Here is a 1,938-nt window from a genome sequence, read left to right on the forward strand (position 1 = left end):
CGGGCGCACTTCCCAAATACATGCGGCGGCAAAAAACATGCACAAGAGCGCGAGGGCGCGCAGAGGCAGGGCATGGAGGCATTGCCCGCGCAGGGCAAAAAGACGGTTTTTGAACACTGGTGTGGCAGAGCAAAAAAGCCCGCCAGGGGCAAGCCCCCGCAGTGCGGCCAGAGGGGCCTTGCGGGGGCTGTTTATGCAAATTGCGGAGCCTGTGGGCGCCGTTATGGTGTGGCGTTTGTCCCGGCGCATATATCTGTTCCGTTTACGTCTTGTCTGTTTTTGCGTTTTTGGCCGGGCTGCGCGTGTCACGGCGTGTACCCGCCGAGGTCGCCCGGAAGGCGCGTGTTTTGCGCATGGGCGCAACGCCGTGGCCCGGCGCAATCTGCGGCGGGCATATGGCTGTTATTTGTCCTGTGCCGGTGCCGATGCATACCTGATTTTGCCGTAGGCGTCGAAAAAAGGCGCGGTTTCCGCAGCAGCCGTTTTTGCGGCACAAGGGCAAAAGCCGTTCTTGGCGCGGTGTTGGCGCAGTATTTTTTAGGGCTTGCGCTTGGGGCAGTTAAATTTGTTAAAGTCCGTTTCCGCCTTGTCGGTCACGCGTTCATCAAAAACCAGGGCGTGGCCGCGCCAGTCGCGGATGGCCGCATTGATTTTTTCCATATTCACATAGGCCAGCAGGGCGGGCCAGCGGTCGGCCATATCCCGCAGCATGCGGGCATAGGTTACTTCGCCGCCGTGGAAGCCGTCAACAAATTCGCAGTCGCTGGAGCCGAAGGTGCGCGGGTCCGTAAAATCGACTACTTCTATGCCGCGTGCCAACAGGGCTTCTTTGAGATGAAAAAGGTGGGGATAGTCGGCTTCGCGCTGGCGTATGGCGTCCAGCACTTTTACCGACAGGGGCGAAATAAAGACAAAGGTGGCGATACCCCGCGACTTGAGGCGGCAGTAGATTTCAGCAAAGGCGTCCACATGGGCGGTGCTTATGCCGCCGGGATCGCGGCTGCCCTCAAGGGGCCGGGCATGGAAAAATGCCTTGATGCCGTGCCGCACCTGCGTGAGTGTGTCTTCAAACTGGTAGTCAAAGGGGCGCTTTTGCCCTGTGGTCTCGGCGGTATAGTACCAGGAACCGTCAGGACCGAAACCGTCGTCGGTTTGTTGCGCCATGATGCCGTAACGTCCCGCGCGAAAGCCTCCGGCTGATTCCAGCAGTACGGGAGCAATAAGGTCATGAAGCGAGATCTTGCCTTCCAGCAGCCATGCCCAGGGTTTTTTCAGGCTTTCAAGCCCGTAGTTGTAGGAACCGCTGGTGGGCGGCTCGTCCTTGAAAGGATCGGGATGCCACTGGGGCATGAACCACCAGAAATCCAGGCCGATGATGAGGGCCTCGGGCCTGTGCTCGGCCAGCATGGCGTCGATGGTGGAGCGCAATACTGAAAGATTGCCCGCAGTGCCGCCCACGTTGAGAAAGGTTTTGCGGAAGTAGGCCGAGCGGAACTGCATGACGCGCGAAGAACCGACCGCGGCAATTTCCGGTTTGACCTTGGCATACAGCTGGAGCTTGTAGTCCACAAAATCCTGTGAAACGCCGGAGCCGAAAATGGCAAAGCGTCCGGCGGACTGGTCTGCCACGGCGCGCTCCACGGCCACATCGCCGCTTTTGTAGAGCCACCACATGGTATAGGGCAGCACCAGCAGACAGGCCGCCACGGCAAGAAGCAGCAATACGCGGAAATAACGGTTGAGGTAGGCGGCTTCGGTGAGAATTTTGCTCATGATGTTTCCGCCCCTCTAGAATTGAAAGTACAGGAAGGTCGCCTTGCGCGACACCAGAATAAGAGTCACGAACGCCAGACAGGCCAGGCCCGTGGCCCATACCGCCGAAGGCCGCCAGCTCAGCAGCGGGCGCGTGCCATCGCGCCTGCCGTGCAGCAGTTCGTG

At 59.5% G+C, this 1,938-nt stretch carries 2 protein-coding genes; both read right to left on the reverse strand.

Annotated elements, in window-relative coordinates; translation table 11 throughout:
* Nucleotides 1-249 (reverse strand): hypothetical protein (locus tag V6C16_RS12140; RefSeq protein WP_333543317.1); only part of this gene is annotated, 249 nt, incomplete at its 3' end.
* A 288-nt stretch (nt 250-537) separates the two neighbouring features.
* Complete coding sequence (locus V6C16_RS12145) at nt 538-1,773, reverse strand: hypothetical protein (RefSeq protein WP_333535145.1); 1,236 nt, start codon at nt 1,771-1,773, stop codon at nt 538-540.
* Nucleotides 1,774-1,938 lie beyond the last annotated feature (165 nt).

It is taken from the genome of Desulfovibrio sp. 1188_IL3213 (genome assembly GCF_036763145.1).
Taxonomy (GTDB): domain Bacteria; phylum Desulfobacterota; class Desulfovibrionia; order Desulfovibrionales; family Desulfovibrionaceae; genus Desulfovibrio.

Bases quoted from the DNA above. Each gene is read 5' to 3' on its own strand.
- V6C16_RS12145 (WP_333535145.1), bottom strand. From the start codon at position 1,773: ATGAGCAAAATTCTCACCGAAGCCGCCTACCTCAACCGTTATTTCCGC.